24 protein-coding genes are annotated in these 24,976 nt (G+C 70.0%); 17 read left to right on the top strand and 7 right to left on the bottom strand.

Translation table 11 applies throughout. The features are described from left to right. Positions 1-575 precede the first annotated feature (575 nt). From rpsB to G6024_RS10320, 5 genes are all read left to right on the top strand, one after another. The gene (gene rpsB, locus G6024_RS10340) at positions 576-1,472 is read left to right on the top strand and encodes a 30S ribosomal protein S2 (protein ID WP_067717612.1); all 897 of its coding nucleotides are present in this window, start codon (positions 576-578) and stop codon (positions 1,470-1,472) included. A gap of 205 nt (positions 1,473-1,677) precedes the next feature. Continuing rightward, positions 1,678-2,502, top strand: a complete 825-nt coding sequence (tsf, locus tag G6024_RS10335) for a translation elongation factor Ts (RefSeq protein WP_069389369.1) — start codon at positions 1,678-1,680, stop codon at positions 2,500-2,502. A 241-nt stretch (positions 2,503-2,743) separates the two neighbouring features. Next, entirely contained in the window at positions 2,744-3,469 is a 726-nt protein-coding gene (gene pyrH, locus G6024_RS10330) for a UMP kinase (RefSeq protein ID WP_119192741.1), read from the top strand. A 50-nt stretch (positions 3,470-3,519) separates the two neighbouring features. Further along, complete coding sequence (frr, locus tag G6024_RS10325) at positions 3,520-4,077, top strand: ribosome recycling factor (protein WP_159148644.1); 558 nt, start codon at positions 3,520-3,522, stop codon at positions 4,075-4,077. A 40-nt stretch (positions 4,078-4,117) separates the two neighbouring features. Further along, positions 4,118-4,996 (top strand): phosphatidate cytidylyltransferase, encoded by an 879-nt coding sequence (locus G6024_RS10320; RefSeq protein WP_119192740.1) that lies wholly within the window; start codon positions 4,118-4,120, stop codon positions 4,994-4,996. A 92-nt stretch (positions 4,997-5,088) separates the two neighbouring features. On the opposite strand, the gene G6024_RS10315 is transcribed toward G6024_RS10320, so the two are convergent. Continuing rightward, a complete protein-coding gene (locus tag G6024_RS10315; protein WP_132061113.1) occupies positions 5,089-5,514 on the bottom strand; it encodes a LapA family protein in 426 nt (141 codons plus the stop codon). An 84-nt stretch (positions 5,515-5,598) separates the two neighbouring features. Between G6024_RS10315 and rlmN the strand changes: the two genes are divergently transcribed. Continuing rightward, on the top strand, positions 5,599-6,708 hold the full coding sequence (rlmN, locus tag G6024_RS10310; RefSeq protein ID WP_067717626.1) for a dual-specificity RNA methyltransferase RlmN: 1,110 nt from the start codon (positions 5,599-5,601) through the stop codon (positions 6,706-6,708). Between the two features lie 146 nt (positions 6,709-6,854). Here the strand turns inward: rlmN and G6024_RS10305 are convergent, their stop codons facing one another. Then, positions 6,855-7,241, bottom strand: coding sequence for a DUF2631 domain-containing protein (locus tag G6024_RS10305; RefSeq protein ID WP_096905327.1), 387 nt, complete (start codon positions 7,239-7,241; stop codon positions 6,855-6,857). A gap of 163 nt (positions 7,242-7,404) precedes the next feature. Here G6024_RS10305 and dxr point away from each other — a divergent pair, with 163 nt between their 5' ends. The 8 genes from dxr to G6024_RS10265 all read left to right on the top strand — a co-directional run bounded on the left by dxr (position 7,405) and on the right by G6024_RS10265 (position 15,286). After that, positions 7,405-8,568 carry a 1-deoxy-D-xylulose-5-phosphate reductoisomerase gene (gene dxr, locus G6024_RS10300; protein ID WP_235027856.1) on the top strand — a complete coding sequence of 388 codons (1,164 nt, stop codon included), beginning with the start codon at positions 7,405-7,407 and terminating at the stop codon, positions 8,566-8,568. Positions 8,569-8,571: 3 nt separating this feature from the next. After that, the gene (locus G6024_RS10295) at positions 8,572-9,792 is read left to right on the top strand and encodes a M50 family metallopeptidase (RefSeq protein ID WP_268817121.1); all 1,221 of its coding nucleotides are present in this window, start codon (positions 8,572-8,574) and stop codon (positions 9,790-9,792) included. Between the two features lie 135 nt (positions 9,793-9,927). Further along, complete coding sequence (ispG, locus tag G6024_RS10290) at positions 9,928-11,076, top strand: flavodoxin-dependent (E)-4-hydroxy-3-methylbut-2-enyl-diphosphate synthase (protein ID WP_082923994.1); 1,149 nt, start codon at positions 9,928-9,930, stop codon at positions 11,074-11,076. 3 nt (positions 11,077-11,079) lie between these two features. Continuing rightward, positions 11,080-11,934 (top strand): GNAT family N-acetyltransferase, encoded by an 855-nt coding sequence (locus G6024_RS10285; RefSeq protein WP_119192737.1) that lies wholly within the window; start codon positions 11,080-11,082, stop codon positions 11,932-11,934. Between the two features lie 174 nt (positions 11,935-12,108). Beyond that, positions 12,109-12,594: a hypothetical protein gene (locus G6024_RS10280; RefSeq protein ID WP_241728263.1), complete on the top strand. Its 486-nt coding sequence runs from the start codon at positions 12,109-12,111 to the stop codon at positions 12,592-12,594. Beyond that, on the top strand, positions 12,594-12,779 hold the full coding sequence (locus G6024_RS10275; protein ID WP_159148643.1) for a hypothetical protein: 186 nt from the start codon (positions 12,594-12,596) through the stop codon (positions 12,777-12,779). The genes G6024_RS10280 and G6024_RS10275 overlap by 1 nt, the downstream gene beginning before the upstream one ends. A gap of 46 nt (positions 12,780-12,825) precedes the next feature. Next, complete coding sequence (gene map, locus G6024_RS10270; protein ID WP_159148642.1) at positions 12,826-13,701, top strand: type I methionyl aminopeptidase; 876 nt, start codon at positions 12,826-12,828, stop codon at positions 13,699-13,701. Between the two features lie 106 nt (positions 13,702-13,807). Next, positions 13,808-15,286: a flavin-containing monooxygenase gene (locus G6024_RS10265; RefSeq protein WP_159148641.1), complete on the top strand. Its 1,479-nt coding sequence runs from the start codon at positions 13,808-13,810 to the stop codon at positions 15,284-15,286. Positions 15,287-15,388: 102 nt separating this feature from the next. On the opposite strand, the gene mtr is transcribed toward G6024_RS10265, so the two are convergent. Together mtr and G6024_RS10255 are read right to left on the bottom strand one after the other, a co-directional pair. Then, positions 15,389-16,789 carry a mycothione reductase gene (mtr, locus tag G6024_RS10260; RefSeq protein WP_159148640.1) on the bottom strand — a complete coding sequence of 467 codons (1,401 nt, stop codon included), beginning with the start codon at positions 16,787-16,789 and terminating at the stop codon, positions 15,389-15,391. Between the two features lie 5 nt (positions 16,790-16,794). Next, positions 16,795-17,832: an alpha/beta hydrolase gene (locus tag G6024_RS10255; RefSeq protein WP_235027854.1), complete on the bottom strand. Its 1,038-nt coding sequence runs from the start codon at positions 17,830-17,832 to the stop codon at positions 16,795-16,797. A gap of 133 nt (positions 17,833-17,965) precedes the next feature. Here G6024_RS10255 and mqo point away from each other — a divergent pair, with 133 nt between their 5' ends. Then, positions 17,966-19,462 carry a malate dehydrogenase (quinone) gene (gene mqo, locus G6024_RS10250; protein WP_096905334.1) on the top strand — a complete coding sequence of 499 codons (1,497 nt, stop codon included), beginning with the start codon at positions 17,966-17,968 and terminating at the stop codon, positions 19,460-19,462. A 135-nt stretch (positions 19,463-19,597) separates the two neighbouring features. Continuing rightward, on the top strand, positions 19,598-20,836 hold the full coding sequence (gene cobA / locus G6024_RS10245) for a uroporphyrinogen-III C-methyltransferase (protein ID WP_182640358.1): 1,239 nt from the start codon (positions 19,598-19,600) through the stop codon (positions 20,834-20,836). A 32-nt stretch (positions 20,837-20,868) separates the two neighbouring features. Here the strand turns inward: cobA and G6024_RS10240 are convergent, their stop codons facing one another. After that, positions 20,869-21,903, bottom strand: coding sequence for a hypothetical protein (locus G6024_RS10240; RefSeq protein ID WP_159148637.1), 1,035 nt, complete (start codon positions 21,901-21,903; stop codon positions 20,869-20,871). Continuing rightward, positions 21,900-22,649, bottom strand: coding sequence for a YaaA family protein (locus tag G6024_RS10235; RefSeq protein WP_159148636.1), 750 nt, complete (start codon positions 22,647-22,649; stop codon positions 21,900-21,902). Before G6024_RS10235 ends, G6024_RS10240 begins: the two co-directional genes overlap by 4 nt. Positions 22,650-22,730: 81 nt before the next feature. Here G6024_RS10235 and G6024_RS10230 point away from each other — a divergent pair, with 81 nt between their 5' ends. Further along, positions 22,731-24,485 (top strand): proline--tRNA ligase, encoded by a 1,755-nt coding sequence (locus G6024_RS10230; protein WP_159148635.1) that lies wholly within the window; start codon positions 22,731-22,733, stop codon positions 24,483-24,485. Between the two features lie 3 nt (positions 24,486-24,488). Here G6024_RS10230 and G6024_RS10225 read toward each other — a convergent pair whose 3' ends face one another. Continuing rightward, on the bottom strand, positions 24,489-24,893 hold the full coding sequence (locus G6024_RS10225) for a DUF4439 domain-containing protein (RefSeq protein WP_159148634.1): 405 nt from the start codon (positions 24,891-24,893) through the stop codon (positions 24,489-24,491). Positions 24,894-24,976: the final 83 nt, after the last annotated feature.

Genomic DNA, 24,976 nt, shown 5'->3' with positions numbered 1-24,976 from the left:
ACCCGGCCGGCGCGGCGTCGGCCACGGGGCCGACGGCGAGGACCCCCGCGGCCGCGCCGGCACAAGCCAGGTTGCGGAGCCGACGGCGACCGATCCGGAGTGACTGCATACCGCGAGTCCACCGCACGCACCCCGCGTTCGCCACGGGAGATCGGCACCTGTGGACATAATGGACGACCATCCCCAGACCAGACGTGCACCGGCACTCCCGGGAGCCCCCGCGCACGGGCGGAGCCACGACCGCGGTGTGCGGTGCCCGGATACCGGTCGGGTGGGCCGCCTTGGAGGGGCGCGCCGGAGGGGTTATGCTTCCGGTGCGGTCGACTCTGCGTCGATCGACTTCGCGTGTCCTGCGGCAGCCCGGTTCCCGGGAGTCGCATCCGGGCCCCGGGGCTACGAGCCCCGGCCCCCCGGACGCCGGACCAGCAGGTGCCCCCGCCCGACGGGGGTCCGGCCCGGCGCGGACACCAGGGCCCGCGGCCACCCGGCTCGTGGGCGGAACCCGATACACAGAAAGCGAGGACGAGGGCCTCGCGGTCCGGCTGCTTCCAAGCCGGACGAGCCCTCAACCCATCATGGCAGTCATCTCCATGAAGCAACTGCTCGACGCAGGTGCCCACTTCGGCCACCAGACCCGCCGCTGGAACCCGAAGATGCGTCGGTTCATCTTCACCGACCGCAACGGCATCTACATCATCGACCTGCAGCAGACCCTGACGTACATCGACCAGGCGTACGAGTTCGTCAAGGAGTCCGTCGCCCACGGCGGCACCGTCCTGTTCGTCGGCACCAAGAAGCAGGCCCAGGAGGCCATCGCCGAGGAGGCCGCCAAGGTCGGCATGCCGTACGTCAACCAGCGTTGGCTGGGTGGCATGCTCACCAACTTCCAGACCGTGCACCAGCGGCTCGTCCGCCTCAAGGAGCTCGAGTCCATGGAGCAGTCGGGCGGATTCGAGGGTCGCACCAAGAAGGAAATCCTCATGCTCACGCGTGAGAAGAACAAGCTCGAGCGCACGCTCGGCGGTATGCGTGACATGAGCAAGGTCCCCTCCGTGGTGTGGGTCGTCGACACCAACAAGGAGCACATCGCCGTCGGCGAGGCCCGCAAGCTGAACATCCCCGTCGTCGCGCTGCTCGACACCAACTGTGATCCGGACGTCGTCGACTACCCGATCCCGGCGAACGACGACGCCATCCGCTCGGTCACCGTGTTGACCCGCGTCATCGCCTCCGCCGTCGCGGAGGGCCTCAAGGCCCGCTCGCAGGCCGGCAAGGCCACCGGCGAAGAGGCCGAGCCGCTCGCCGAGTGGGAGACCGAGCAGCTGGACCAGGTCACCGGCGCCGCCACGGCAGAGGGTGCCGAGGCACCCGCCGAGGTCACCGGCACCGAGTCCCCCGTGGCCGAGGCCCCCGAGGCCGACGCCCAGGAGATCGCGGCCGCCACCTCCGAGGCGCCGGCCACCGAGGCCTGATCCTCACCACAGCTCGAGCACCGTCGGGCCCGGCCGCCCACGATCCCCAGGGGGATCATCCGGGGGCCGGGCCCGAGGTGTCGGAGGCGGTGGGCGGACCATCCACCGACGCCCCGGCGTCTAGGGTGGAGGCGATCGCCCGCCGACCGACTCTTCAACACTTTTCCGACAGATCACGAACCCCTTTAAGGAGGGTCGCCCCACCATGGCGAACTACACCGCTGCCGACGTCAAGCGTCTGCGTGAGCTCACCGGCTCCGGGATGATGGACTGCAAGAAGGCTCTGGAGGAGACCGACGGCGACTTCGACAAGGCCGTCGAGGTGCTGCGCATCAAGGGCGCCAAGGACGTGGGCAAGCGCGCCGAGCGCACCACGGCCGAGGGCCTGGTCGCCATCAAGGACGGCGTCATGATCGAGCTCAACTCCGAGACCGACTTCGTCGCCAAGAGCGCCGAGTTCATCGCACTGGCCGACAAGATCGTCGAGGTCGCCGCGGCCCAGGGGATCTCCGACCTCGACGCGCTGAACGCCGCCGAGCTCGACGGCACCACCGTGGCCGACTCGGTCGTCTCCTTCTCCGCCAAGTCCGGCGAGAAGCTCGTCCTGCGCCGTGTGGGCAAGCTCGACGGTCCCGTGGCCGTCTACCTCCACAAGCGTTCCTCCGACCTGCCGCCCGCCGTCGGCGTCATGGTCGCCTACTCCGGTGAGGGCGAGGCCGCCGAGGCCGCCGCGCGCTCCGCCGCGATGCAGGTCGCCGCTCTGAAGGCCCAGTACGTGTCCCGCGAGGAGGTGCCCGCCGACATCGTCGCCAAGGAACGCGAGATCGCCGAGGCCACCGCCCGCGAGGAGGGCAAGCCCGAGCAGGCGCTGCAGAAGATCGTCGAGGGTCGCCTCAACGGCTTCTACAAGGATGTTTGCCTGCTCGACCAGCCGTCGGTGACCGACAACAAGAAGACCGTCGGTGCCCTGCTGGACGAAGCCGGCGCCTCGGTCTCGGCCTTCCTGCGGTTCGAGGTCGGCCAGGCCTGACCACGGCCCGAACCCGCCGTTGCGGGTTCCCGAACGACGGCGGTACCCGGTACTCCGGGTACCGCCGTCGGCGTTCGTACGGCCGGGTGTGCCCGTACCCGGCGGGCTGGAGTGTGGCGGCCGTGGCGATAGGGCAGAATGAACCCGGTCCCACCACGGACCACACGCCGCTCCGGCCAATCGACGTCGGGGGTGTGAACGCGCGCGACACGGGCTGGATCCGCCCGGGACGAGGAGAGGGATGACCGACCCGCGGGACGGCTACAAACGTGTGATGCTCAAGCTCGGCGGCGAGATGTTCGGCGGCGGCGGCGTGGGGATCGACCCGGACGTCGTGCAGTCCGTCGCCCGGCAGATCGCCGATGTCTCCCGGACGGGGGCGCAGATCGCGATCGTGATTGGCGGCGGCAACTTCTTCCGGGGCGCCCAGTTGCAGCAGCGAGGGCTCGACCGGGCGCGCAGCGACTACATGGGGATGCTCGGCACCGTCATGAACTGCCTGGCGCTGCAGGACTTCCTCGAGCAGGAGGGTGTGTCGACCCGCGTCCAGACCGCCATCCACATGGGTCAGGTCGCGGAGCCGTACATCCCCCTACGCGCCGAACGGCATCTGGAGAAGGGCCGCGTCGTGATCTTCGGGGCAGGGATGGGCATGCCCTACTTCTCGACCGATACCACCGCAGCCCAGCGCGCACTGGAGATCAAGGCCGACGTGCTGCTCATGGCCAAGGCGGTGGACGGCGTCTACTCGGACGATCCCCGTACCAATCCCGACGCCGAGCTCTTCAGCCGGATCGAACACCGGGAATGCCTCGAGCGGGGCCTGAAGGTGGCCGATGCCACCGCGTTCAGCCTGTGCATGGACAACGACATGCCCATCCTCGTCTTCAACCTTCTCACCGAGGGCAACATCGCGCGCGCCGTCGCCGGTGAGCAGATCGGGACGCTGGTGGCCAGCACGGCCTGACACGTCCTCGACCCGACCACCGACACCGACCCCAACGAAAAGGGACAGACATGATCGACGACACTCTGCTCGAGGCCGAGGACAAGATGGAGAAGGCGATCGAGCACGTTCGCGACGAGCTCTCGGCCATCCGCACCGGCCGCGCCAACCCGGGCATGTTCAACCGTGTCTTCTGTGAGTACTACGGCAGCATGACCCCCATCACCCAGATGGCGACCATCTCGGCACCCGAGCCGCGCATGCTCATCATCAAGCCGTACGAGATGTCGCAGATCGGTCCGATCGAGAACGCCATCCGCAACTCGGATCTGGGCGTCAACCCGACCAACGACGGCCAGGTCCTCCGCGTGACCGTGCCGCAGCTCACCGAGGAACGGCGCCGGGATCTGGTCAAGCAGGCCAAGGGCAAGGCCGAGGACGGGCGCATCGCCGTCCGGGGCGTCCGGCGCAAGGCGATGGACGAGCTCAAGCGCATCGACAAGGACGGCGAGGCCGGCGAGGACGAGGTCAACGCGGCGGAGAAGGAGCTGGACAAGCTCACCCAGCGATTCGTCGGCGAGGTGGACGAACTCGTCAAGGCCAAGGAAGGCGACCTGATGGAGGTCTGACCTCCGCGACACCCATCACCCGAGAACCGAGGAGTATGCCGTGGACCCCGCACCCCAGGGCCCGCCCGGGCCCACCGCCGCGGCCGCCGCACCTCCGTCGCGCGCCGGCCGTGACCTGACCCGGGCGATCCCGGTCGGGGTCGGCCTGGGCGCGCTCGTGATCGCGAGTATCGCCTTCACCCCCCGCGCGTGGTACCTGGTCGCCGCCGCCGCCGTCGCCATCGGCACCTGGGAGGTCTTCAAACGCCTCCGGCAGGCCCGGTTCACGCTTCCCCTGTTCCCGCTGCTCGCAGGCGGGCAGGCCATGGTCTGGGCGGGTTACCTCAACGGGGCGGAAGGCGCGTTCGCCGCGTTCGCCGTCACCGGCGTGGTCGTCCTGGTCTGGCGTCTGCTCATGGCCGGTCTGACCACCGCACCGAAGAACTACATGCGCGACGTGTCGGTCGCGGTGTTCGTGTTGGTGTGGATCGCGGTTCCGGGAGCCCTCGGCGCGATGCTGTCGGACGGTGACTACGGCGCGCAACGGGTCGTGGCCCTCATCCTGCTGGTCGTGTGCTCCGACGTCGGGGGGTACGTGGCGGGGGTGCTCTTCGGTAAGCACCCCATGGCCCCGGCGATCAGCCCCAAGAAGTCCTGGGAGGGATTCGCCGGGTCGATCCTGTTCGCCACGGTCGGTGGCGCACTCGTGGTCGCCCTGCTCTTCGACGACAGCATCTGGAAGGGCCTGTTGCTCGGCGTCCTCACGGTCTTCACCGCGACGCTGGGCGACCTGGTGGAATCCCAGGTGAAGCGGGACCTCGGAATCAAGGACATGGGCACGCTCCTGCCGGGGCACGGCGGATTCATGGACCGCCTCGACTCCGTGCTGCCCACCGCGGTGGTCGTCTGGGTCATCTTCACCTACGTCGTGCCGACCTGAGTCGTCGACCACCTCCGTTGGCACGGGTGACGTCGGCACGGGGCGAAGCCGCGGAGTGAGCGGACCCTCCGACCCGCGCCGGGGGTCGCGCGTCAGTGTCGGGCGGTCAGTTTGCGCGCCTTGCGTGCGCGCATCCGCAGCTGGAGGATCCGGAAGCCGGCGAACAGGGCCATGATCAACGCGCCGGCGATCGCGGCGAAGAGGATCAGCACCCCAAGCGGGAGGGTGAACTCCAACCCGAGAAAACGGACGTCGGTCGAGGTCGTGTTCTGCGCGATGAAGATCAACAGCAGGATGGTGACGAGCGCGCCCAGGACCAGACCCACCCACGCGGAGCCCAGAAGTCCCCCCGACGAATCGGGGACAGCATCCTGCTCGTGGGTGCGTGTCGCAGGGGTCGACTCGTCGGCGGGAACGAGGGTGGAGTCCGCGTGGGTGTCCTCGAGGGGGATCTCGTCGCGCCCCTCGACGGGGGCGGCGTGACGACGGTCTGTCGGGTCGTGTGATCGCTGTGCCATACCTGGACTGTATGCGCTGGCGGCGACGGACGGCACCGCTCGCGATGTGTTGCGGTCGCCCGTTTCTGACACAATGGCCGCATCATGGCTGAACCTCTCCCGCTCGTTTTTGACGCCCCCCGCCGAGGGCTGCCCCCTCGTCACTTCGCCGACCTCGACGCCGACGGTCGCGAGGCGGCGATGGGTGAGCTCGGAGTTCCCGCATTCCGCGGCAAGCAGCTGGCCAACCAGTACTTCGGGCGCCTCGAGGCGGACACCCGCGAGATGACCGACCTGCCGGCCGGCCTGCGGGAGAAGGTCGGAGAAGAACTGTTCCCCTCGCTGACCTCGTCGCTACGACACGTCACCACCGACGAGGGCACCACGCGTAAGACCCTGTGGAAACTGCACGACGGTTCGTTGGTCGAGAGCGTTCTCATGCGCTACCCCGACCGGGCGACCGTGTGCATCTCGAGTCAGGCCGGCTGCGGGATGGCGTGCCCGTTCTGCGCGACGGGGCAGGGCGGTCTGCAACGCAACCTCTCGGCAGCCGAGATCCTGGAGCAGGTCAGGGTCGCCGCCCGCGCCATGCGCGACGGTGAGATCCCGGGCGGGCCGGGGCGACTGTCCAACGTCGTGTTCATGGGCATGGGGGAGCCGCTCGCCAACTACAAGCGCGTCATGACCGCCGTGCGAGGCATCATCGCCCCGCCGCCGTCGGGATTCGGTCTGTCGCAACGCGCGGTCACCGTGTCGACGGTGGGCCTGGTCCCCGCCATCCACAAGCTGGCAGAGGAGGGGCTCCAGGTCACCCTGGCGGTGTCCTTGCACACCCCGGACGACGAACTCCGGGACACCCTGGTGCCCGTCAACAACCGGTGGCCGGTCTCCGAGGTCATGGACGCGGCCCGTCACTACGCCGATGCCACGGGGCGGCGGGTGTCCATCGAGTACGCGTTGATCCGTGACGTCAATGATCAGACCTGGCGGGGCGAGATGCTCGGTCGACTGCTCGCCCAGCGTCTCGGGCCCATGGCGCACGTGAACCTCATCCCGCTCAACCCGACGCCGGGCAGCGAGTGGGACGCCAGCCCCCGCCATCAGCAGGACGCCTTCGTCGCCGCCGTGCGCGCGGCCGGGGTCTCGTGCACGGTGCGCGACACCCGCGGCCAGGAGATCGACGCGGCGTGTGGTCAGCTCGCGGCCGAGGGGTGAGCGCGGGGGAGTGAGCGCGGGGGAGTGATCGCTGGGGAGTGACCACTGGGGAGTGACCACTGGGCCACCCACTGAGAGCTACGGACGACGAGAAGGGCCGCCACCACTCCATCGAGTGGTGGCGGCCCTTCTCGGGTCGACTGGGGTCAGTGCCTGGCCGGCGCCCGGCCCTGCGGGTTCCGGGCGGCCTCGGCCCCTACGTGACCCGAGGCGGCGGCGCCGACCACCGCGTAGTGGTCCGAGGAGACCTCGAAGACACGGTTCCGCTTGAGAGTGTCGTCCTTCTTGGGTCGCAGCGACAGGAACATCCAGATCGCGAGGAACACGGCGACCGCCACCAGCCAGATGTCCTCCACCCGTCCGATGTGGTTGCCGAACAGCATGGCCAACAGGAACAGGACGAAGAAGCCGCCCGTGACGAGGCCGACCTTCCTGCTGTGCTGGTGCCAGCCCCACTCGACCGAGGGCTCGTCGAGGGTGCTGATCCCGTCGACGACGATCTCCTTGCTGGTGTGGTGCCCGTCCGCGCTCATGCTCCCCGGTTCTCCTCACGGCTCGCTGGCAGCCCTGCGGGCCGCCGACATCGTGCCCAGTTTGTCACACGCCGTCCGGCGGTCGACGGGTAACCCGCCGGTCCCCGCCACACCTGGGGCCGCTGATGCGGCATCAGGTGGCTCCGGCGTGGACAATGGCGGGGTGACCACGCGCGTTCTCGTCCTCGGCAGTACCGGCTCGATCGGTACCCAGGCCCTCGAGGTGACCTCGGAGGCCGGACCCGGCCGTTTCGAGGTCGTCGGTCTGGCGGCCGGCGGTGGCCGGATCGATCTGCTGGCGGAGCAGATCCGCCGGACCGGCGTCCGGTTCGTCGCGGTGTCCGCCCCGGCCGCGGCCGAGCGGATCCGGTCGGCGTTCCCGGAGGCGACGGTTCTCGACGGTCCCGGGGCCGCCACCGAGCTCGTGGGGGCGGTGGAGGCCGACGTGGTGCTCAACGGAATCGACGGGTCCATCGGCCTAGGGCCCACCCTGGCCGCATTGCGCACGGGTGCGCGGCTGGCGCTGGCGAACAAGGAGTCACTCGTGGCCGGGGGCGCCCTCGTCACCGGCGCCGCGGCCCCGGGCCAGCTCATCCCCGTCGACTCCGAGCACTCAGCGATGGCGCAGTGTCTGCGGGCGGGGACGGCGGACGAGGTGGCGTCACTGGTGTTGACCGCCTCCGGCGGGCCCTTCCGGGGCCGTACCCGCGCCGAACTGGAAGGTGTCACCGCGGAGCAGGCGCTGCAGCACCCCACGTGGGCGATGGGCAGGATGATCACCCTGAACTCCGCGACCCTGGTGAACAAGTCCCTGGAGCTCATCGAGGCACACCTGCTGTTCGGGGTTCCATACGATCGGATCGATGTGACCGTCCACCCCCAGTCGGTGGTGCACTCGGCGGTGACGTTCGTCGACGGCGCGACCGTGGCCAAGGCCTCGCCGCCGTCGATGAAGCTGCCGATCGCGTTGGCTCTGGGGTGGCCGTCGCGGATCCCCGGGGCGTCGACCCCGTTGGACTTCTCGCAGGCACACACCTGGACGTTCGAGCCGGTGGACTCCGAGACGTTCCCGGCGATCTCGGTGGCGCGGGCGGCGGGCGAGGCGGGGGGCCTGCGGACCGCGGTGTTCAACGCGGCCAACGAGGAGGCCGCCCCGGCGTTCCTGGACGGCCGGATCGGGTTCACCAGCATCGTCGACGTCGTGGCGGAGACCGTGGGCGCAGCCGATCAGTGGTCGTCCGATCCCCGGGATCCGGATGACGTCGCGGCGGCGGAGTCCTGGGCGCGGCGGCACGCCGCAGCCCTCGTCACGAGCCTGGAGGGCTGAGCCGTGTTGGTGTTCGGGATCGTGCTGTTCGCCCTGGGGATCATGGTGTCCATCGTGCTGCACGAGTACGGCCACATGCGGGTCGCGCTGTGGTCGGGGATGCGGGTCCGTCGGTTCTTCGTCGGGTTCGGCCCCACTCTGTGGTCCGTCCGGCGTGGTGGGATCGAGTACGGGCTCAAGGCGATCCCGCTCGGCGGGTTCTGTGACATCGCGGGGATGACCGCGTACGACCAGCTGTCCCCGGAGGATGAGCCGAGGGCGATGTGGCGCCAGGCGTGGTGGAAGCGCGTCGCGGTGTTGTTGGCCGGGCCCTTCATGAACGTCGTCCTGGCGATCGCGTTGTTCTACACGGTCGCCCTCGGCTGGGGCCTGGTGAACCGGGACGTCCAGCCGATCCCCACCGACCGCGTCGCGGCCGTCGTGGGGGACACCTGCGCGGGGGCGGACCGGTGCGGGGTCGGAGTGGGCCCGGCCGGCGAGGCGGGGATCCTGCCGGGCGACCGGATCACGTCGGTCGACGGGGTGCCGGTGGTCAGTTGGGACGACCTGTCCACCGTGGTCTCGGCGCGGCCCGGTGAGACCGTGCCGGTGGCGGTGGAACGCGGCGGGGAGACGATCACGACGACGACGACGTTGACGTCAACGGGCGTGGACGGCGAGCAGCGGGGTGCGCTCGGGGTCCGACTCTCGGAGGACGGGATCCCCCGGGAGATCCTCGATGATCCGGCCTATCAGACCGTCAACACCTACGACGCCCTCAGCGCGGTGCCCGCGACCTTCGTCTTTACCGGGGAGATGGTCGAGGCGACCGTCGATGGGCTGATCTCGTTCCCGGCCAAGATCCCGGCGGTGGCCGCGTCGATCTTCGGGGGCGAGCGGGCGGACGACTCCCCGGTGTCCGTGGTGGGGGCCAGCTACATCGGCGGGCAGGCGGTCGAGCAGGGCCTGTGGAGCCTGTTCCTCCTGTTCCTGGCCGGCCTCAACCTGTTCCTGGGGGCGTTCAACCTCGTGCCCCTGACCCCGTTCGACGGCGGCCACATCGCGGTGGTGCTCTACGAGAAGATCCGGGACGCCGTCCGCCGGCTTCGCGGCCTCGCGCCGGGCGGCCCGGCGGACTACGAGAAGCTGGCGCCACTGACGATGGGGGTGTTCGTACTCCTCATCGGCGTCTCCGCGATCGTGATCACCGCCGACTTCGTCAACCCGATCCTGCTGCCCGGCTGAGCCGGGCGCACACCCACCTCGCACCCGCGCCCGGTTACCCGGATAATGGGACGCGGGACCTGCCCGCACCCGGCTGGCAGCCCCTACGGAAGGCCTGAAGTGAACGACTCCTCCTCGATCCCAGTGGGACTGGGCATGCCCGACGGCCCGCCGCCGGTCCTCGCGCCCCGGCGCACGACCCGGCAGCTGTTCGTGGGCCAGGTGGGCGTGGGCAGTGATCATCCGGTCTCGGTCCAGTCCATGACCACCACCAAGACCCACGACGTCAACTCCACCCTCCAGCAGATCGCCGAGCTCACGGCGTCCGGGTGTGACATCGTCCGCGTAGCGTGTCCCCGGCAGGAGGACGCCGACGCGCTGGAGACCATCGCGCGGAAGTCCCCGATCCCCGTGATCGCGGACATTCACTTCCAACCCAAGTACATCTTCGCGGCGATCGATGCCGGGTGTGCCGCGGTGCGCGTCAACCCGGGCAACATCAAGGAGTTCGACGGACGCGTCAAGGAGGTCGCCAAGGCCGCCGGTGACGCGGGCATCCCCATCCGCATCGGTGTCAACGCCGGGTCGCTGGACCCGCGCCTGTTGGCCAAGTACGGCAAGGCGACCCCGGAAGCGCTCGTCGAGTCGGCGATGTGGGAGGCCTCGTTGTTCGAGGAACACGGCTTCGGCGACATCAAGATCTCGGTCAAGCACAACGACCCGGTGATCATGGTCGAGGCCTACCGCCGGCTCGCCGCGCAGACCGATTACCCGTTACACCTCGGCGTGACCGAGGCCGGGCCCGCGTTCCAGGGCACGATCAAGTCGGCCGTGGCGTTCGGTGCTCTGCTCTCCGAGGGGATCGGCGACACCATCCGGGTCTCCCTCTCCGCCCCGCCGGTGGAGGAGATCAAGGTCGGCACGCAGATCCTGCAGTCGCTCAACCTGCGTCCGCGCAAGCTCGAGATCGTCTCGTGCCCGTCGTGTGGGCGCGCCCAGGTGGACGTGTACAAGCTCGCCGACGAGGTCACGGCCGGACTGGAGGGGATGAGCGTCCCCTTGCGGGTGGCCGTCATGGGCTGTGTCGTCAACGGGCCCGGCGAGGCCCGCGAGGCCGATCTGGGTGTCGCGTCCGGAAACGGCAAGGGCCAGATCTTCGTCAAGGGCGAGGTCATCAAGACCGTGCCGGAGGCGATGATCGTGGAGACCCTCATCGAGGAGGCCATGCGGATCGCCGAGGAGATGGGCGAGCCCGTGGGAGACGCCGCCGAGGGCCAGGGGCCCCAGGTCAAGGTCACGCGATAGACCGTGACCGACACGGCTGCCCCGGAGGCCGGGCTCGGCGGGTGCCGGGCGGTCGGTCGGGGAGAGTCGCGGGCGCTTGGCGACGTGCTCGCCGCCGACCCGTTGGTCTCCGCGCCGGCGGCGGAGAAGTTCGCCACGTCGGGTGTCGCCGCCGGCACCGACGGACGGTTCCTCACCTTGGGCGGGCCTGAGCGGTCTCTCGCGTTCGTCGGCAGTTCGGTGTTGCCGCTCCGGGGCGACGCCGCGGATCAGCGCGCTCTCGGTGACGCGGTGGCCCGACTGGGACTCGGGCCTATGTCGGTGCACGGTCGGCGCGACCTGGTCGCCGGCATGTGGCCGGCCCTGCGAGAACGCTGGGGCGAGGCCCGGGAGTACCGGGCTCACCAGTTCCTCATGGCGCTCGAGGGCCCGCTCGATCCGGCGCTCGTCCTGGCCGGCATCCGGCCCGCGACCGTGGAGGAGTTCGAACCGGTGCTCGCCGCCGCCGCGGCGATGTACCGCGAGGAACTGCGCGCCGACCCGTTCGCCGTGGGCTCCGGGATTCCGTTCCGGCGCCGCGTGGCGCGGTCCCTCGCGCGGGGGAGGACCTGGGTGGGGATCGACGACGGCGAGGTGGTCTTCAAGGCCGATGTCGCCGCGATCTCCCCGGAGGTCGCCCAGATCCAGGGCGTATGGGTACACCGAGACCGGCGGGACGCCGGGCTGGGGTCCGGCGGTACCGCCGCGGTGTGCGCCGCCCTTTGCTCACGGGGGCTCCGACCTTCCCTGGTGGTGAACGGGTCGAACCGCGCAGCCCGCGCCGCTTATCGGCGGGTGGGCATGGTCGACTCCGTCGAGTACGCGACGGTCCTGCTGTGAGTCATCTCGCCCGCACCGACCCAGAGCGGGGTACCCCCCGGCCGGCGGCTACGGGATCGGCCACGCCTGTGGGAAAGTGGAGCGTAGTCAGACCACGGACCCCGGAAGGTGTAATCCGATGACAGACAGTGCGGCAGTGCGCGCCGTGGGTGGCGCCCTCCGGGGGAGGGCCGTGTGAGTACCCCGATGACAGCACCGGTCACCCGGGCGCCCGCGGCCGCGACGGGGCCGACGGTGGTGGCGCCGATGACGACGACGGGCCCGGTACGGGACGCGGCTGTCGACCCGGGCTTCAGTTCGCTGCGGCCGGCCGACCGGGCCATGCGGCGTCTGCTCGGCGTCCGGGCCGTCGACCGCAAGGCCGGCTCCGGCGCCCACCGGGCATTCCGGATCTCGGTGATGGTCTCGGCCGTGCGGTGCCTCATCACCTACCTCGCGATCCCGATTCTCGTGCCGCTGCTCAGCCTGTCCGGCTGGGTCGGGGCGCCCGTCGGTATCGCGTTGTGTGTGGTCGCCGTGGTGAACGGCGTGGTCAGCGTCCGCCGGTTCTGGGCGTCCGACCACGCCAAGCGCTGGATGTACACCGGCTTCATGGCGGTCGTGTTCGCGATCCTCGCCGTGGCGATGGTCTCCGAGTTCCACCGTCTGGGGGTGATCTGATGGATCCGCGCCAGGACTCCGACCCCGGTGGGGACACCGCGGCTGACGAGACGGCCCCGGTGACGCCCGACGATGCCGGCCCGCCCGCGAAGGGAGAACTCGGCGAGTCGTCCGCGGACGTGATCACGATGTGCCTGTTCGGGGCGATGGTGCTCATCGCCTCGGTGTGCTTCGTCATCTGGTGACCGGACCGGGGCGACCGGTCGCGCCGGGCGGGCCTATCCTGGGGGCATGACCACCTCCACCCGTCAGCCTCTCGTCCCCGGTGAACCCACCCCGATCCGGACCGTTCCCGAATCGATCCCGCGGCCGGAGTACGTCTGGCGCGACAGCGTCGACGAGGCCAACGGGGAGGCGTGGGTTCAGCCGGCTGAGGTCATCGACGCGATGCGCGTGGCCTCCAGGCTCGCCGCGGACGCTCTCGTGCTCGCCGGCGAGGCGGTCGCGCCCGGCGTGACGACCGACGAGATCGACCGGGTCGTACACGAGTTCCTGTGCGACAACGGGGCGTACCCGTCGACCCTGGGGTACAAGTCGTTCCCCAAGTCGAGCTGCGTCTCGCTCAACGAGGTGATCTGCCACGGTATCCCCGACACCACGGTGATCCGTGACGGGGACATCGTCAACGTCGACGTCACGGCGTTCATCCACGGCGTCCACGGTGACACCAACGCGACGTTCCTGGCCGGGCATGTCAGCGAGGAGGTCAGGCTCCTGGTCGAGCGCACGGAAGAGGCGATGAACCGGGGGATCAGGGCCATCCGACCCGGGCGCGAGGTCAACGTCATCGGGCGGGTCATCGAATCCTATGCCCGGCGTTTCGACTACACGGTCGTGCGGGAGTTCACGGGCCACGGTGTCGGCCCGACCTTCCACAACGGTCTGGTCGTGCTCCACTACGACGAGCCGTCCCGGACCGAGGTCCTCGAGCCGGGTATGACGTTGACCGTCGAACCGATGATCTCCCTCGGCGGGCCGGGGTTCGACGTCTGGGACGACGACTGGACCGTGACCACGGCCGACAAGGCGTGGACCGCCCAGTTCGAGCACACCGTCGTCGTCACCGAGGACGGGTACGAGATCCTCACCCTGCCGTCCGGCTCCTGAGCGTGTCCGGTGTCCCGCGGGCGCACCCGGCCGGCCGGGAAAAGTTTGTGGACGATCGTCCTGATGCGCCCCTCGGTCGTGGACAATCCGGAGCATACTGTCCACCATGATCGATACCCCTCGCGGACCCGTGGAGCAGATCGACCTGGTGGTGGTCGGCGCCGGCTTCGGCGGCATCGCCATGGCCGACCGTCTGTTGGGGGAGGGGCGTGGCCGGGACTTCCTCGTCGTGGAGGCCGCGGACTCGGTGGGGGGCACCTGGCGCGACAACACCTACCCGGGGTGCGCCTGCGACGTCCCCACCGCCCTGTACTCGCTGTCCCGGCACGCCCACCCCGGGTGGTCCCACTCGTTCGGGAGGCAACTGGAGATCCGGGCCTATCTCGAGTCCGTGACGGACCGCATCGGTCTCCGTGACCGACTCGTCACCTCCTGCGAGGTGACCGCGGCGGTGTGGGACACCGAGTCGGCGCACTGGGTCGTCGACACGAGCCGCGGGCGGATCCGGGCGCGCGATCTCGTGGTGGCCTCGGGGGCGCTGTCCGCCCCCTCGATCCCCCGGCTACCCGGTCTGGAGTCGTTCGAGGGCCAGGTGTTCCACTCCGCGAGGTGGCGCCACGACATCGCGCTCGAGGGCCGGAGGGTCGCCGTCGTCGGGACGGGGGCCTCCGCGGTCCAGTTCGTCCCCGAGATCGCCGGGCCCGCCGAGCACGTCACGGTCTTCCAGCGGACCCCGGGCTGGATCCTGCCCAGGCTGGACCGATCGATCTCCGGACGCCGTCAGCGGCTCTACCGACGCTTCCCTTTGGTACAGCGGCTGGTCCGGGGTCGTATCTACCTGGGGCGTGAGCTCTACGTCGTGGTGTTCACGCGAGCCCAGTCCCTCTTGCGGTTCTTCGAGTGGTTCGCACGGTTCTACCTCTTCCTCAAGGTGCGGGACCGCGGGATGCGCCGTGCGCTCACCCCCGACTTCTCGATCGGGTGCAAACGGGTGTTGCTCACCAGTCAGTGGCTCCCCGCCCTCACCCGGTCCGATGTGACCCTGGTGTCCGGCGCGGCGTCGGCTGTCACCCCGCGCGGGCTCGTGGCCGACGACGGCACGGAGCATCCGGCGGACGTCATCATCTTCGGTACGGGCTTCCAGCCGACCGAGCCGCCCATCTCCCGCGTGATCACCGGCGCGGACGGGCGCACCCTCGCCGAGCACTGGGATGGCAGTCCTCGAGCGCACAACGGCATCACCGTGGCGGGGTTCCCCAACCTGTTCCTGCTGTACGGCCCCAACACCAACCTGGGGCACTCGTCGATCGTGTACATGCTCGAGTCCCAGGCTGATCACGTTCTGCGGTTGCTCGACCTCGCCGGGCGGGAGGCCCGACGCACCATCGAGGTGCGTCCGGAGGTGGAGGAGTCCTACGCCGCCCGGATGGACCGCGAACTGGCGCACACGGTGTGGAACCAGGGGGGCTGCTCGAGCTGGTACATCGACTCGCGGGGACGTAATTCCCTGCAGTGGCCGACGTTCAGCTTCCGGTACCGCGAGCAGGTCCGCACCGTCGATCCGGACGAGTTCGTCCTCGCCTGAAGCCGGCGGGGAGCGGGTGTCACGCGCCTCGCGGCCCCGCCCCCGATCGTCGGCCCACCGACGTCGCCCCCCGGTCGTCTGCCTTCCGGCATCGTTTGGTAGCTAGAAGCCGCGGTCCGGGAAGTCCAGACCCAGCAATGCGTTCTCGACGACCTCGGCCATCGCCGGGTGGATCCAGTACTGCTTGCGCGCGAGGTCCGGCACCGTGATCTCGAACTCCATGGCCTGGATGAGGATCTGCACGAGAGACGGGGCGTGGGCGCCCATGAGGTGGGCGCCCAGGAGCAACCCGGTTGCGCGGTCGGCGATGAGCTTGCAGCACCCGACCGAGTCCTCCATCGCCCAGCCGTACGCCACGTCGCCGTAGTCCTGGGTCTTCACGGTCACGTCGTACCCGGCCGCGCGGGCCTCTGCTTCCGTCAGCCCGACCGACGCGATCTGTGGCCAGCTGAACACCGCGTACGGCACGTGACTGTGGTGGAACGGCTGCAGGTTCTCCGGGTGGTTGAGGTTGTGGCCCAACACCCGCTGCTCGTGGTTGGCCACGTGCTTGAGCTGGAACGGCGAGCTCACGTCGCCCAGCGCCCAGACGCCCTCCGCCGTGGTGCGGCCGAACTCGTCCACGCGGACCCGCTCGCCGTCCATCTCCACCCCGGCCGCGTCCAGATCGAGCAGGTCCCCGTTCGGTGTCCGACCCGTGGCGACCAGCAGCGCGTCGCCCGCGCAGGTCGACCCGTCCTCGAAGGTGATCTCCACGCCCCGGCGGTCGTCACCGGTCGCGGTCATCGAGGTGACGTGCTGGCCGAGGCGGACGTCCCATCGCCCCCGGGCGGCGTCCGTGAACCGCTCCGCGAGTTCGCGGTCGAGATGCTTGAGCAGTACGTCCGACCGGCCGATGACGGTGACCTCGACGCCCAGCGCGGAGAACACGTGCGCGAACTCGCAGGCGATGAACCCGGAGCCCTGGATGACCATGGACTTCGGCAACTCGGCGATCCGCATGACGTCGTCGCTGGTGTGGTAGGCGACGCCGGCCTCGGTGACGATCTCGGGGATCGACGGCCGTGCCCCCGCGGCGATCACGACGGAGTCCGCGGTGATGATCTCCCCGGTTCCCGTGTCGATGGTGCGCGGGCCGACGAATGTCGCGTGACCGTCGAACACCGTGACGTTGTCGCAACGGTTGCGCCGGTAGTCCTCCCCGCTCGACGCGATCGGGTCGATGCGCCGGTCGAAGACCCGCGAGACGATGTCCGGCCACCGGACCCCGTCCAGAGTCGAATCGACACCGTAGGCGGACGAGTGCCGGATGGAGGTGGCCGTGTCGGCGGCGTAGACGAACATCTTGGTGGGGATGCAGCCGACGTTGAGGCAGGTGCCACCGAACGTCCCCTTCTCGCAGATCGCCACGGACTTGTCGGCGAACGATTCGTCGATCAGCGAGTTGCCGCTGCCCGTGCCGATGACGACCAGGTCGAAGTGGCGGGAGGGGGTCTGGGTCATGGGGTTCAGGACTCCTTGGTGTGTGAGGACAGGGTCTGGTCCAGCCAGCGCCCGAGATGGTCGAAGACCACCTCGAGGACGTCGGCGCGGGAGAGGAAGACGTCGTGCCGGGCACCCGGCACGGGGACGTCGGTGACGTCACCGGAGACACGGTCGGCGAAGCGCTCCATCGACCGGACGTCCAGGATCAGATCGGTGTCCACGTCGAGCACGGCGCCCCGTGGGCGGGCCCCGACCGACGATGCCGTCGACCGGAGCAACAGAACCGGGAGCGGTAGGTCGACCCCGGACTGTAGCCGCTTCTGGGCGCGCCGGACCGCGGCCAGCCACCCCGCCCGGACACCCACCCCGCCGGGGGGCTTGAGCGTGGTGTCGAAGTGGTAGTCACCGTCGTGGTCGACGTGCGTGCTGATCACATACCGGTCCGAGGTGGGTAGCGGCAGTCGGTAGAAGGGCCGGAGGGATCCGAGCGTGCGGATGACGGGGTCCAGCACGGGGCGGGCGCGCTCCGGGACGTCGAGCTGGAACCACGGGGAGTTCAGCACCACCCCCACGACGGGGGCGAGAGCGCCCCTGTCGCGACGCCTGCCCAGCCACAACGGCACCACCAGCCCCCCGGTCGAGTGGGCGGCCACGAGGACCGGCGTTCCCGGGTGCTCGGAGACGATCACGGCGAGAGCCTGATCCAGCTCGTCGTCGTACCTCTCGAGGTCGGTGGTGAAGTGCGGTGTCAGACCTTCCCTCCGGGACCGGCCACATTTGCGCAGGTCGATCCCGTAGGTCGCGAACCCGCTCGACGCGAGGAACTCGGCGAGATGGGTGTGGAAGAAGTAGTCCGACAGGCCGTGGACGACCAGGACGACGCCGGTGGGCTCGGTCGGGGCGTCCTCGTGGCGGACGAGGGTCGCGGAGATCTGCCCCTCACCGTCGGGATCGGCACCGAGAGGCAGGGCGCGCCGTGTGTACGACGGCCCCAGCAGATCCGGGGCCCACTGCGGGTCGGATCCGTCGGGGGCGCCGGGATCTGGAGAGGGCGTCGACACGACGACCACCCTAGTCCGGTGTGTCCCACGCCCGGCGCGGTGAGTAGTCTGACAACCCTGTGGGCGCGGGCCTGTCGGGACGACCCGCGTCGACGAGAGATTCGGGTCCACGACCAATGAGCGAGGGTAGCCGGTGACTTCAGACCAGGTGGCAAAGCACGGAACGACGGATGTGGCGCTCATCGGCGCGGGCACCATGAGCGCGACTCTGGGTGCCCTGCTGCGGCGGCTCCAACCGGACTGGGACATCCAGGTGTTCGAACGGCTCGAGGGACCCGCACTGGAATCCTCCGACGCCTGGAACAACGCCGGCACCGGGCACTCCGCCCTCTGCGAGCTCAACTACTCGCCCAAGACCGCCGACGGCGACGTCGACATCACCAAGGCCGTCAGCGTCAACGAGAAGTTCCAGGTCTCCCGGCAGTTCTGGTCCTATGCGGTCGAGAACACCATCCTCGGCGACCCCACCGAATGGATCCGCCCCGTCCCGCACATGAGCTTCGTGGCGGGCAAGGACGGTCAGGACTACCTCCGGAAGCGGTACGACAAGCTCGCCGGGCACCCGCTCTTCCCGGGAATGGGTCACACCACCGACTTCTCCGAGCTGGAGCGGCTCGTTCCGCTCATGGCCCGCGGTCGCTCGCCCGAGCAGCCCTTCGCCCTGAGCCACTTCTCGAACGGCACCGACGTCAACTTCGGTGCGCTCACCCGGCAGCTCATCAAGTACCTCACCCGCACGGGCACCGAGGTGCACTACCAGAACCAGGTCAAGGACCTCGAGCGCAACAGTGACGGCAGCTGGCGGCTGACCGTGGCCAACCGGCACACCGGTGACGAACGCACCGTCGACGCCAAGTTCGTGTTCGTCGGCGCGGGTGGCGGTGCCCTGCACCTGCTACAGAAGTCCGGCATCCCGGAGATCAAGGGCATCGGCGGCTTCCCCGTGGGCGGCCAGTGGCTGCGCTGCACCAACCCCGAGCTCATCGAGCAGCACCAGGCGAAGGTCTACAGCCAGGCCTCCGTGGGCGCGCCGCCGATGTCGGTGCCGCACCTGGACACCCGCGTCATCGACGGCAAGAAGGGTCTGCTGTTCGGGCCGTTCGCCGGGTGGACCCCCAAGTTCCTCAAGATGGGCAGCTTCCTCGACCTGCCGTCGAGCATCCGGGCCGGGAACCTGCTGCCCATGGCCAACATCGGCCTCACCGAGATGAGCCTGGTCAAGTACCTCATCACCGAACTCGCGAAGAACCACGGCGCACGGGTCGACGCACTGCGCGACTTCGTGCCCTCGGCGCAGGACGGGGAGTGGGAGAAGGTCATCGCCGGACAGCGTGTCCAGGTGATCAAGCCCAGCGGACGGGGCGGGACGCTCGAGTTCGGCACCGCCGTGGTCAACGCGGCGGACGGGTCCATCGCGGGTCTGCTCGGAGCCTCCCCGGGCGCCTCCACCGCGGTGGACGCCATGGTCGACGTGCTCAAGCGCTGCTTCCCGAGCCGGTTCGCGGACTGGACGCCCGCCCTCGAGGAGATGATCCCCTCGCTCGGTCGAGACCTCTCCGAGGAGCCGACCCTGTTCACCGAGCAGTTCGAGCGCTCGACGCGCACCCTGAAGCTCGACCAGAAGGCCTGACGGATCGGCCCTGATCCGCCACCACGCACCATTCCTCATCCCCCGCTCACCCGACGTGGTGGCCGGGGGATGAGTCGTGTCACGGGCCGCGGGCCGAGGCCGGGGGCGGAGCCGTGGGCGGATAGGATCAGCAACATGATCCGGCCTGTGAACCCGTACCCCGTCGGTCTGGACCTCGAAGGCCGTCGTGTCGTGGTGATCGGCGGAGGGTCCGTTGCGCAACGACGCATCCCCGTCCTGCTCGAGGCGGGTGCGGTGGTGCACCTCGTGAGCCCCGACGTCACGCCCACGCTCCAGGGACTCGTGGACGCCGGACGAATCTGGTGGGAGCCACGAGAGTACGAATCAGGCGATCTCGAGGGTGCGTGGTACGTGGTCGCCGCGACGCGGAACTCTCTTGTCAACGCCCGGGTCGCGGCCGAGGCCGAGCAGAACCGCACCTTCTGCGTCCGGGCTGACGCCGTGACGTCGGGGTCCGCGGTGACCCCGGCGGTGGTCCGCAGGGGCGAGATGCTCGTCGCAGTTCTCACCGGCGACCGCGCGCGTACCGCCGAGGCCCGGGACGTGGTCGCGCGGGCCCTCAGCGACGCGGGGGCGGAGGCACCCGAGGTCGACGAGGCGCTCCGGGGCACGGTCGCGTTGGTCGGAGGCGGGCCGGGGGCCGACGACCTCATGACGGTGCGTGGACGTCGACTGCTCGCCCGCGCCGACGTGGTCGTGGCCGACCGTCTCGCCCCCCAGCGCCCGCTGGCCGAGCTGCGGGCGGACGTCGAGATCGTCGATGCGGCCAAGATCCCCTACGGGCGGGCCATGGCACAGGACGCGATCAACGAGGTGCTGGTGGACCGGGCACTCGCCGGCAAGTTCGTGGTACGCCTCAAGGGCGGGGACCCGTTCCTCTACGGGCGTGGCTACGAGGAGGCGCAGGCGTGCGCGGAGGCGGGAGTGCCGTGCACGGTCGTGCCGGGCGTCTCCAGCGCCCTCGCGGTCCCGGCCCTCGCGGGGATTCCCGTGACCAACCGCGGGATGACACACGAACTGACGGTCGTGTCCGGGCATCTCCCGCCCGGACACCCGGGCTCCCTCATCGACTGGGACGCCCTCGCACGTATGCGCGGAACACTGGTGGTGCTGATGGGGGTCAAGAACTCCCCGGCGATCGCAGAGTCGCTCATGGCGGGGGGCCGCTCGTCGGACACCCCGGCCGCGGTGATCGTCGACGGCAGTCTCGACGGTCAGTCGACCCATCGCTGCACCCTCGGCACCCTCACCGACACCCTGGCGACCCACGAGGTCAGGCCCCCGGCCATCGTGGTGGTCGGCGACGTGGCCGGGCTTCCGCAGGCGCTGTCCACGGACCTGCGACACCGCTGACGCATCCCGACGCCGGGCGTGGCGCGCGCCAGTCAGGAGCTGACGCGGCGCCGCTCGGTCAGGAAGACGTCCGAGTAGGTGGCCGGATCCTGACCGCGTAGGTGCGCGGTGTGGTCCTGCATGACCAGACGCGCCGAACAGACGTCGCGGATAGCCACCAGCTCGACTTCCACGCCGGGGAGTTCCTCCGCTAGGCGGCGCGCGATCGCCAGTCCCTCGCGGTACCAGTCGACCGGATCGACGCCGTCGGTCCAGACGGGCACGCCGTAGCCGTAGCCGAGAAGGCCGAGTGCGGCGCCGCTGTCGTCGACGCTGCTCCCGTAGTCCACGAATCCGCGCCGCCAGTCGTCATTCCATCGCAGGATCCGGCTCTCCAGGTCAGGGGTCAGTCCGAGGCTGCGAGGCGTGGCGAAGTCCATGAACCCGTCTCTGAGGCGGGGAGGCTGGTAGTAGGGGAGCCGTCCCGCCCACAGCCCCCACGTGACGCCGTACTCGGGCATGAGTCGGATCGTCGGTGTGCGGTCGGGGTCGGGTCCGTTCCCCGGCGTCCGCCAGCCCTCGGTGCGCACGTAGTCGCCTCGCAGGGGGTGGACGTAGTCCAGTTGCTCGGCGGCCAGCTCACACACGACATACCGCTCCGCGGTGCAGAACACCGCCGTTCCGGGCAGGCTCACCTCGAGCCGGTCGGCGAGCTCGTGGCCGCGGTCGAGCCAGGCCATCTCGTCGACGCCCTCGCGCCATACGGGTTGATCGACGGGGCGGTCGCCGAGATGGACGAAGTTCTCCTCCCATTCCTCGATCCACCCCTCGATGTCGGCCCGCAGGTCGCCGGGGATGTCGAGGTCGGCGGCCACGCCCTGATCGTGTCGCCGATGTCCGGGCGGGAAGGCGGAGGACGAACCGAAGAGGTACGCCCCGTAGTACTGGACCGGGGACAGGCACAGACGGGGCAACGAGGCGAGCCCCGGCTCCTCCTGAAGCCGCCAGGCGGCGCGGGAACCGTGCGAGGGGAGGACCCGCGGCATGCCGGGGACCGAGTCGGCGTCGGGATCGGGAGCCGAACTCACGGCTCCGTGACCAAGGTGAGAACCGTATCCGAGGTGCGCTCGAGGGTGTGCCCGGCCCGACGGGCTACCCGGAGGAGCGCGGCGACGTCACCCATCTCGGCCCGGGACGTGGCGAGCGTCCGGGCGAGGAGACCCTTGTGATGCTTGGAGAAGTGCGAGACCACCTTGCGCGTGCCGCCGGGGTAGTCGGTGACGACGTCGACGGTGATCGCCCCCGGGACCGGCCCCAGCTGGTGGTAACCGCCGGAGCGCAGGTCCACCACGAGGTCGTCGCCCCACCCGGTGGTGGCGGCGGTGAGGGCCGGCTTCCAGGTCGAACGCAGGGTGCCCAGTCCGGGCAACTGCGTCCCGGCGGAGAGGCGGTAGTGCGGAATGGGGTCGGTAGCACCGAGCAGGCCGAACAGGGCCGAGCCGATCCACAGCCGCGACTCCGCTCGTGACCGGGTGGCCGCGGTGAACGAGGCGGGGTCGAGGGCATCGAAGAGGACGCCGGTATAGCGGCTCAGCGCGGACGCGGTGGGGGAGGTCCACAGCTCGGCATTCAGTGTCACCTCGTCGCCGAGTTTCTCACTCAGCCCGAGCGCGTCGCGAGCCGCCGCCGCCTCGCCCGAGCACAGCGAGACGAGGGAGTCGGCGACGGCGCGGCGGGTTCCTTCGAGCTCGGGGAGCGAGAGCGCGGCCAGGTCGAGCGGCTCCCCGGACCCGCCGACGGATTTGGTCTCGGAAGGGGACAAGAGGATACGCACCCGGCTCAGGGTACCGAGGCCACCGGCAGCCCCGACGGCGGGCGGCGGGTCCGCGAGCAGGGGCGGCTAGGCTGGTGCATCGTGATCACGCGTCTGTCCCACCTTTTCCTGCGCACGCTCCGCGATGACCCGGCCGATGCCGAGGTCCTCAGCCACAAACTGCTGGTCCGCGCCGGGTACGTCCGCCGCGTCGCTCCCGGCGTGTACTCCTGGCTGCCGCTGGGTCTGCGCACCCTCCGCAGGGTCGAGCAGGTGGTGCGCGAGGAGATGAACGCCTTCGGCGCGCAGGAGATCACCCTGCCCGCACTCCTGCCGCGGGAACCGTACGAGACCACCGGACGGTGGACCGAGTACGGCCCGGCGTTGTTCCGGCTGAAGGACCGCAAGGGCAACGACATGATGCTCGGCCCCACCCACGAGGAGATCTTCACGCTCACCGTGCAGGGCGAGTACTCCTCGTACAAGGACCTGCCCGTCACGCTGTACCAGATCCAGACCAAGTACCGCGACGAGGAACGACCCCGTGCCGGGATCCTGCGCGGGCGCGAGTTCGTCATGAAGGACTCGTACTCGTTCGACGTCGACGACGCCGGACTCGAACGTTCCTACCAGGCGCACCGAGAGGCGTACCGACGCATCTTCGACCGTCTCGGGATCGAGTACGTCATCTGTGCCGCCACCTCCGGCGCGATGGGTGGTTCCGCCTCCGAGGAGTTCCTCGCCGTCTCCGCGGCCGGCGAGGACACGTTCGTCCGATCCACCGACGGGCAGTACGCGGCCAACGTCGAGGCCGTCGTCACCCCCGCGCCGCCCGCCCTCCCGATCGAGGGTTCGCCGCGGGCGGTCGTGCACGAGACCCCGGACGCGCCGACCATCGACACGCTCGTCGCCTGGGCGAACTCCGCAGACCTGGGCCGGGAGGTGACCGCCGCGGACACTCTCAAGAACGTCATGTTCAAGGTGCGTCGGCCCGGTCAGGACTGGGAGCTGTTGGCGGTGGGCCTACCGGGCGACCGCGAGGTCGACATGAAGCGGGTGGAGGCCGCGCTTGAGCCGGCGGAGGTCGAGATCCTCGACGAGGCGGATTTCAAGACCAACCCGTTCCTCGTGAAGGGGTACATCGGCCCGCGCGCGCTGCGGGAGAACGAGGTCCGCTACCTCGTCGACCCGCGGGTCGTCGACGGCACGGCGTGGATCACCGGAGCCGACGAGCCCGGCAAGCACGTGGTGGACCTGGTGTGCGGGCGTGACTTCACCCCGGACGGCACCATCGAGGTCGCCGAGGTGAGGGAGGGCGACCCGGCACCGGACGGGCACGGCACCCTGACCCTGGCGCGCGGGATCGAGATCGGCCACATCTTCCAGCTGGGCCGGAAGTACACCGACGCCTTCGGGTTCGACGTGCTGGGCGAGAACGGCAAGCCCGCGAGGGTGACCATGGGGTCCTACGGCATCGGGGTCTCGCGTCTCGTGGCGGTACTCGCGGAGCAGTTCGCCGACGACAAGGGCCTGGTCTGGCCCGCTGAGGCCGCGCCCGCGGACGTCCACGTGGTGATCGCCAACAAGGACGATGCCGCGATCTCGGGAGCCGCGACTCTGGTGGAGGCGTTCGACCGCGCCCGACTCGAGGTGATCTTCGACGATCGCAAGGCCTCGCCCGGCGTGAAGTTCAAGGACGCCGAGCTGATCGGTGTGCCGTGGGTGGTCGTGGTGGGTCGCGGCTGGTCCGAGGGCACCGTCGAGCTGCGCGAGCGCGCCACCGGCGAAGTCACCCAGGTCTCGGTGGACGGTGCCGCGGAGGAGATCGTCCGGTTGATCGGCGCCGGACGCTCCTGAGCCTCAGGCCGGCGGCGGGAACCCGGGTAGCGCCTCGAACGGCGCTCCCGGGGCCAGGGTTCTCCAGCGTGCGAGTTGCACCGCCGCCGCGGTGAGGGCGTCGACGCAGAAACGGCGGGTCTCCGGCGTCCGGGCGAGGCCGAGTTCGACGCGCCAGGCCTCGCAACAGTCCGATTCGATCCGGATCGCCAGAAGGACGGGAGCGCCGGGGGCGTCCGGATCGGGGACGTATCCGACCGGCGCGGGGGGCGATGCCGGCCACAGCACCTCGGCCGCGTCCCGACGGGCTCGATGAGCAGCGAGCTCACGCCTGACCGCGGCTCGGATGGAGCCGTCCGCCCGGGCCAGGACGAGACCGTACCCGTAGACCGCCGCGTCCTCGGCGGCCAATCCGACCGGAGCGCTCACGCGAGTTCCACCTCGACCGCCGCCGTGCACGCCGCCGAGACCGCGCCGGCGATCTCCGCGCGGGCCCCCTCGGTCGCCGCGGC

The organism is Dietzia maris (genome assembly GCF_014144855.1).
In the GTDB taxonomy this organism is placed as follows: Bacteria; Actinomycetota; Actinomycetes; order Mycobacteriales; family Mycobacteriaceae; genus Dietzia; species Dietzia kunjamensis.
The sequence above is the reverse complement of the archived record's forward strand: the minus strand, read 5'-3'. Positions and strand labels throughout refer to the sequence as shown.